This window comes from Sporosarcina sp. E16_3, from assembly GCF_017347125.1.
Taxonomy (GTDB): domain Bacteria; phylum Bacillota; class Bacilli; order Bacillales_A; family Planococcaceae; genus Sporosarcina.
Genome location: NZ_JADPRX010000055.1, coordinates 1 through 8,124, shown reverse-complemented (window position 1 = coordinate 8,124; position 8,124 = coordinate 1). Strand labels below are relative to the sequence as shown.

7 protein-coding genes are annotated in these 8,124 nt (G+C 39.9%); 3 read left to right on the top strand and 4 right to left on the bottom strand.

Annotated elements, in window-relative coordinates; translation table 11 throughout:
- The 3 genes from I2483_RS18715 to I2483_RS18705 all read left to right on the top strand — a co-directional run.
- Positions 1-616, top strand: a 616-nt coding sequence (locus I2483_RS18715; protein ID WP_346267755.1) for a hypothetical protein, incomplete at its 5' end; no start/stop codon positions are given.
- A 195-nt stretch (positions 617-811) separates the two neighbouring features.
- Entirely contained in the window at positions 812-2,329 is a 1,518-nt protein-coding gene (locus I2483_RS18710) for a glycine betaine uptake BCCT transporter (protein WP_207278576.1), read from the top strand.
- A 171-nt stretch (positions 2,330-2,500) separates the two neighbouring features.
- Positions 2,501-3,199, top strand: coding sequence for a ZIP family metal transporter (locus tag I2483_RS18705; RefSeq protein ID WP_218625014.1), 699 nt, complete (start codon positions 2,501-2,503; stop codon positions 3,197-3,199).
- Positions 3,200-4,018: 819 nt separating this feature from the next.
- Here I2483_RS18705 and I2483_RS18700 read toward each other — a convergent pair.
- The 4 genes from I2483_RS18700 to I2483_RS18685 form a co-directional block, all read right to left on the bottom strand.
- Positions 4,019-4,939, bottom strand: coding sequence for an HNH endonuclease (locus I2483_RS18700; RefSeq protein WP_207278574.1), 921 nt, complete (start codon positions 4,937-4,939; stop codon positions 4,019-4,021).
- Between the two features lie 185 nt (positions 4,940-5,124).
- Entirely contained in the window at positions 5,125-6,354 is a 1,230-nt protein-coding gene (sstT, locus tag I2483_RS18695; RefSeq protein WP_207278573.1) for a serine/threonine transporter SstT, read from the bottom strand.
- A gap of 445 nt (positions 6,355-6,799) precedes the next feature.
- The gene (locus I2483_RS18690) at positions 6,800-7,243 is read right to left on the bottom strand and encodes a disulfide oxidoreductase (RefSeq protein ID WP_207278572.1); all 444 of its coding nucleotides are present in this window, start codon (positions 7,241-7,243) and stop codon (positions 6,800-6,802) included.
- A complete protein-coding gene (locus I2483_RS18685) occupies positions 7,243-7,917 on the bottom strand; it encodes a DsbA family protein (protein WP_207278571.1) in 675 nt (224 codons plus the stop codon). The genes I2483_RS18690 and I2483_RS18685 overlap by 1 nt, the downstream gene beginning before the upstream one ends.
- Positions 7,918-8,124: the final 207 nt, after the last annotated feature.

Genomic DNA, 8,124 nt, shown 5'->3' with positions numbered 1-8,124 from the left:
AGAGATGCTAGGCTACGACACGCAAGCTTTTTCTCCTGAGCAAGAGATGCAAGGCTACGACATGCAAGCTTTTTCTCCAGGGCAAGAGATGCAAGGCTACGGGATGCCGGAACAGGAAATGGTAGCTTTCAACTCGGGACACGACATGCATGGGTTTGCTCCACCGAACCAAGGAATGCCAGGATTTGGGCCTCCAGGACGACCTCCAGGGCCAGGAATGCCAGGATTTGGGCCTCCAGGACGACCGCCGGGGCCAGGGATGCCGGGATTTGGGCCTCCAGGACGACCACCAGGGCCAGGGATGCCGGGATTTGGACCTCCGGGACGACCACCGGGCCAAGGACAGCCAGGTGGACAACAAGCTCCATCATCACCGCCACCAAACACAATACCCGCTTATCCAAGTAATCAGTTGTTTGCAGTAGATCCAGGTGCAATCCGCGGTTGTCTCTACCGTCACACGTATGTTTGGTTATCGAGAAGACAAGGTTTTTGGTTTTATCCAGTCTTTGTCGGACGTACTTCTGTTGCCGGCTATAGATGGCGAAATAGGCAAAGAAGATGGGAATACATGGGCATCGACCTTAACCGGATCGAGAGGTTCTCCTGTTTTTAATTAGCTACATTCTATTACTTATTGAAAAAAACGATTCCAACACCAATGGAATCGTTTTTTCATTAAGCTTTTTTTGTTTAACAATGATAGAGGAAGGGAATGGGAGAAGAAGTACGTGCATGGTAATGAAGAATAATGGACAAGATTAGTCTAAATGATATGCACCATTATATTATAAGAAAATTAGGTGATTAGATGAAAAAGGTATCAAACGTTTTTTGGATTACGCTTGGTCTTGTAGTATTGGCGGTTTCATTCGGGGCTTTTGCACCGGAAAGCTTCGAAAGCGCAACAAATAATATGAAGAATTTCATCACTTCATCATTCGGCTGGTATTATTTACTTGTCGTCACTGGAATTGTACTGTTCTGTCTGTTCTTTATCGTCAGTCCGATGGGGCAGATTACACTCGGAAAACCTGATGAAGAACCGGAGTATTCTCGTATGAGCTGGTTCGCCATGCTTTTTTCAGCAGGTATGGGGATTGGACTCGTCTTCTGGGGAGCGGCTGAACCATTAGCCCATTTCGCTATAGACCCTGCGACTGAACAGCCAGGAACAGCCGCAGCTTATCTTGAATCAATGCGCTTTACATTCTTCCATTGGGGTATTCATGCATGGGCGATTTATGCTGTAGTTGCCATGTCACTCGCTTATTTCCAATTCCGTAAAGGGGAACCTGGATTAATTTCCTCAACATTGAAGCCCCTTTTTGGAGATCGGATGAACGGCCCTTTAGGCACATTAGTCAATGTTCTTGCTGTCTTCGCAACAGTAGTAGGAGTTGCAACGACTTTAGGATTTGGTGCTATTCAAATCAACGGCGGATTATCTTATGTATTCGATATCCCCATCAGTTTTTCCGTTCAGATTATCATCATCATTATCGTTACGATTTTATTTCTTGCTTCTGCTTGGTCAGGCATTGGCAAAGGCATTAAATATTTATCTAATATTAATCTGGCACTAGCGGTCGTCTTACTGGTTCTCGTTATCGTACTTGGACCTACTTTGTTAATCTTCAATACATTTACCGATACAATCGGCCTTTACTTACAAAATATAGCCCGTATGAGCTTCCGGGCAGCACCGCTTGATGATGCCAATCGGACGTGGATTAATAATTGGACCATTTTTTATTGGGCATGGTGGATTTCATGGGCCCCATTTGTCGGTATCTTCATCGCTCGCGTATCACGTGGACGGACCATCCGAGAATTCTTGGTGGGTGTCTTAATGTTGCCTACAGTGCTTAGCTTTTTCTGGTTTTCCGTTTTCGGTGCCACAGCAATGGATGTGCAAATGAAAGGAACTGATCTATCTGGACTGAAAACGGAAGAGACACTTTTCGCCGTTTTCCAAGGGTTGCCAATGTCAATGTTGCTATCGATTGTAGCAATTATCCTTATTGCAATCTTTTTCATCACATCCGCCGATTCTGCCACATTCGTGCTCGGAATGCAGTCGACTTACGGATCACTTAATCCACCAAATATTGTAAAATTGACATGGGGTATCGCACAAGCAGCAGTTGCTATCATTCTGCTATCGGCCAATGGGCTAACCGCACTACAAAATGCATTGGTAATTGCGGCACTTCCCTTCTCCTTCGTCATCATTTTCATGATGATTTCGTTTTATAAGGCTCTTCATAAGGAACGGATAGAAATGGGGCTGATGGTGAGGCCTTATAATAAGACAAAGAGGAAATAATCGTTTTAGAAGCCAAGACTAAGCCATGTGCTAAGACTTGGTTTTTTTTATGTTACTCAATTTAATTAGACGCTTCTCCCACATTATTGCTTTGAAAGTTGTACGTTCATAGATGCGAGTAATCCGCATATATTTTGTAGAGAGGTTTTACGAATAATAACGGGTGGGGTGATGAAGGTGAGCGCACTAATACTTGGCGGATTTCTTTTTTTCAGTGTAAGCTTCGGAGGCGGGATTGCTTGGCTAGTATCTAAATTGCTCCAAAATTCAACCGCAGGATTATCACTCCTATGTGGTGGATTTTTAGTAGGATTACTGGCACTTGATATCGTTCCAAGCGCATTAAAAATGTACAAGTCTTTCGGAATCATTCTGGGGGTATTCATTGGCTATCTATTTTTTCTAGTGCTCCACAATTTAGTCCATCCATCTACCGATCAAAATCCATCCGTTTACTTACTCATGCTCGCTATACTCATCCATACAATTCCACTAAGTATGACCATTGGTAGCTTGCTGGAAAATTCAATAGTCGGCATTACGATTACAGCTTCAGTCATTCTGCATCATCTCCCGGAAGGATTTGCGCTTACCACTGCATTTCTTTCGCAAAGGAAAAAGCCATGGAAGTTATTTCTGGGTTTCCTCAGCTTATCGATGTGCTTTAGCCTATTCATCTGGATTGGGCATTACGTAAATCTATCTATTAAAGAGCAAGGTGTCCTAATGGGAATCTCCATCGGCCTCATTGCAGCTACAAGCATTAGCGAATTCATCCTGCATCATATAAAAGTTGTTCCTGTAAAATCATTTATCACATATATTGTCATGGGCTATTTACTTAGTACACTATTTCATCTGTTGTTATAATCTTTGGCAATAAAAAAGACGAATTTATCTCAAATTAGATGAATTCGTCTTAGTTGATTATTATCTACATCAGGTCTGTTGATAAATCATTTAGTTGCATAAAATATAGGTGGGAAGGGATTGATGATTTCTATTTTCACTGGACTATTTCCGGCCCGCTTTCAGCTACTTATTCATGACAGATTTACTGAGGGGTCCTAGTGTGGTTAGAAGTGACTCCGTCACTTCTAACCACACTTTTTTCAGTAATCCTGTTGTGAATAGTTGCCTGTCGCGTTCCTACACTATTCAAGTGAAAAATGCAGTTATGTTTGAAAGAAACGAATAGATGACTTTCTATAGAAAATGTAAGTGCCCGAAGATGCAATTTCGGGCACTCTAGTACATTGTATAAAGTGTTCCTTGCTTACTTTTAGCAAAGAGTATGCACCAATCATATGATACCTTATAGAAAGTGACACTTCCTTAAAATAAGAAAGGAAAAACCATAGAGAAAGAATCAGCCGCCAAAATTGCATCTTTGGCGGCTTTTCTCCAAGTAAGAAGCCCGCTATTCTTTCGTCCCAAAAAGCTCCAAATGCACTACGTGTATTCATGCATTTGGAGCGCGCCGGATGAAGGACCACCATACGATTACCGAAAAGGATGTGTAGGTATGCGACTTGGTCGCATACCTACACATCCAGACCTCCGGGTAATGGTATAGAAGTCATTCAATCCAAAGCAACCCAAATGCAACTATACACATAGCGCCCGGTGTGTGATCAAGTTATTTGTTGGTTAATTTCGGTTAATCAACAGACGTGAATCTACATCATTTTAATCTTTATATACATTTCTTTTATGCCACTTGAAATAAGGCTTGTTTTCTTCAGTTCGAGCGATTTTCATTAATGAATGTATGCTGTATTTGTCATAATCTTGTTCTGGAATCTGAGATGAAATATGCAATCTACCTTGTCCATCGAATGCGATAAATCCGTTCTCATAGAGCGCATCATGATTACAACACAGAAGTACACCGTTAGAAGGATCCACTCTTTCAAAATCCATACTGTCTTTCCACGGCTTAGAGTAGCTCGCGCGAAGGAGTGCAGATAACTCAATTTCACAAAGCACACATTTGTGATTCCACAGCGGTAGTAAACCTTCTCTAAACTTTTGTTGCCCCAAACGAATCTTCGTTTTCAATTCCGATTCTGTTTCAGCAATCATCGGAATGAACGTGTTACGCTCCGTTCGAAGTACCGTACCAATTGCTAGTTCTAGCTGCTCTTCATCTACTTGATAAATATTAAGGTCGCCAATTAATTCTACTAATTTTATTGATAATTCCTCATTACATGGATACAAATATCCCTGATTACCGTTTGCGTCTGATTGGAACGGTGAATACTTAATTGGCAGAAGCGGCAAAATGTCATCAAATTTCGAAAGCACATGTATAGGTACTTCAAGTTCATGATAGTCCAATTCCACTAAATACCCATCCTCATTCAAGCTATCAGGACTTTGCATAGTCGACGGTTTACTTGCTATCTGGCATCCCGTTTTAGCAACGCTAATCGCCACAATATTTCCTTTTACATAATGAAATACGCGATCCCCTTCATTTACCTCTATCATTCGCAGCCGTGAATGACGTTCTTTCCCACTACTGTCTTGTTGCAGTGACCAAATGATCCCTAATTCTTTTTCTTCTTGATATGTCTGGCCTTGCATCACAACGAAACTTTGCATCTATAAAACACTCCCTAAATCGCAATTCAACTAGCTCTATACTCATTATAGCTGTTTTTTCCTTTACACGGCTTAATGTAGTTTCAATTTAATCTGGATGAGTTGAAAAGTATTTTATAATCAACTAAAAAGCCACGATCACCGAATCTCCGGTAATCGTGGCTTTTAATTTTTCATCGTGCTTCTTAAGACTTCACAGTAACGACTTTACCTTCTTTACGATCTTTAGCATATTCTGCTGTAGCTGTAAACAGTACGTCAGACGATGAATTCAATGCAGTTTCACAAGAGTCTTGAACAACACCGATGATAAAGCCTACACCAACAACTTGCATTGCAATATCATTTGGAACTCCAAATAAACTACATGCTAGTGGGATGAGTAATAGTGATCCGCCTGCAACACCTGATGCACCTGCTGCAGAGACAGCCGCTACAACAGAAAGCAGAAGTGCAGTCCCGAAATCAACTTCAATACCAAGCGTATGGACTGTTGCAAGAGTTAGTACAGAAATTGTAACTGCTGCACCAGCCATATTAATCGTAGCACCTAGAGGAATTGACACTGCATAAGTATCCTCATCTAAGCCAAGTTCTTCACATAATTTCATATTTACTGGAATATTTGCAGCTGAACTACGTGTAAAGAATGCCGTGATACCACTTTCTTTTAATACCTTGAAAACAATTGGATAAGGGTTTCTGCGTATATAGACATACACGATTAACGGATTCACTACAAGTGCGATAAACAACATACAGCCAACTAAAATTAAAACTAATTTACCGTAAACAAGTAAAGCAGAAAAGCCAGTCGTTACAATAGCATCAAATACAAGCCCCATAATACCAATCGGTGCTAAATTGATTACCCATTGTACGACTTTAGTAATGGCATCTGAAAAACTACCTAACACGTCTTTCGTATTTTGATTGGCATTTTTTAATGCAAGTCCAAGAATAACTGCCCACATTAAAATACCTAAATAGTTAGCGTTTAGTAATGCATTAACCGGATTGGCAACCAAGTTAAAGAGTAATGTTTCAAGAACCTCAACAATTCCTTCTGGAGGAGTAAGTCCTTCTGCTCCTGTTGTCAACGTTAGTGTAACTGGGAACATGAAGCTTACAGCGACAGCGACAACCCCCGCTAGGAGTGTACCAATTCCATAAAGAACAAGAATCGTTTTCATATTCGTTTTTGTACCGCTTTTATGTGCGGAAATTGCGTGCATTACTAAGAATAATACTAAGACTGGTGCCACTGCCTTTAATGCTCCGACAAATAAAGAACCGAAAATAGAGACCCCAGTTGCATTAGGAACCGTTAAAGCTAAAATAAGACCGACAATAATACCGATAATTATCCTTTTTACTAGACTTATTTGATTCCATTTAACTAGTAAATTCTTCATTATTCTACCCCCAAATAATTTTCTTAAAACCCCTATGATAAAAACGTACAGTCACTTCTCCCTAGTGAGGCACTATGTACTTATATCGCCTCCAAGTAGACTGATAATTTATTTTAACACAGGGTTTCCGAATTGTGCAATGATTTTTTTATATCAGAATATATATGGGTTTTTTATGAAATTCGTATATATATTAATTAAAAATTCAGGTAAGTGTGTATAATAAAAAGCTACAATTACTGATTTTCCTTCAGTAGTTGTAGCTTTAGGGTTCATAAATTTAATTTAATCGCATGTATGCACTATTTGTTGTCAGTGCATTGGAAAAAAGAACACACAGGGCTTGGCATTGACACAATTTACACCCTTTCGAATTATTGCAGTACCTGCCGTCAGCCCAAAATTATGACTATAGTCGAATCTTTAGCACCTTTAGAAATGTTATTTACTTAATTGGCTTCTTCGTCTTTATAAAAACCATACAACAAGCAATAATTACAAAAGCTATTAATGCTAAAAATGGTATTGTTATAAACCCGAACCAATTTATATATTGGGAGCTACAAGGTACACCACTCACGCACGACTTGATACCTCCAAAGCCGGGTATCTTCTGCTCTAAATAATGCATGAAAGATATGCTTCCTCCAATAAGTGCTAACGGAAGAACGAACTTTTTAACTGAACTGTCATTCTGAAAAGTTCCAATCCCTAATATCAAAGTAAGTGGGTACATGAGAATCCGCTGATACCAACATAGCTCACATGGAATAAACCCTTTAATTTCACTGAAGTACAAGCTCCCCAACGTTGCAACTAATGAGACAACCCAAGCTCCATATAATAAAAGTCCCTGCGGTTTGGATTCCGTTCTTTTAGTCCCCACCATTAGTCTTTGTCCTTAATCTCTTGTTCTATTGCTGACTTAATGGCTTCATAATCAAAGGGATCCTCCATCATTCTCCCGTTAATTACAATGGTCGGAGTCAATGAAACTCCGGCTTCACTTACTAAATCTTTATCAATTTCAACGCTCTCCATAGTCGCTTCCTGTTCCATATCTTCTTTTAACAATTTTTGATCAATCTCGGGGAAAACGCTTGCAATTTCAAGAACTTTTTCCGGAGTTATCCATTGCCCATCATGGTTTTCAACTGGCTGTGCTTCAAACAGTGCTTGATGGAAGTTCCAATACGCATCAGGGTTCCGCTCATAAACAGATTCAGCAGCAATTGACGCTAAAGTCGATTCTTTACCGTGGAATAATACGTTCACGAATGAAAATTTAACTTTACCCGTTTCGATATAATCATTAACTAATTTCGGATAAATCTTTTCGCCCCATGCTTTACATGCAGGGCATTTAAAATCACCGAATTCAACAACCGTTACAGGAGCATCCTTTTCCCCTCGTGAGGGCTGCCCAGTGACATCAATTTGCTTTATTTCTGTTGGCAAGGATTCTTGCTTATTGCTGAGTACAGCGAACGCCGCCAATATTACGACTACCATGAGCGTTAATACAACTACAAATTTCATCTTTGAATTCTTATTCTGTTTCATCAAATACCTCTTCTCTATTATTTTTCTACTCAATTCATAAATTTGACACACATATTAGCTGTTGCTAATATGATAATAACAAAACATATTAGTGTTGTCTAATATGAAAGCCCAGTGGTAATATGTCAAGCACCTAAAACATGAAAACTGGAAATTCATTGCGGTTTCTATACGCAAACTTCCGTTTTTAGGCATATTCAAATAAAC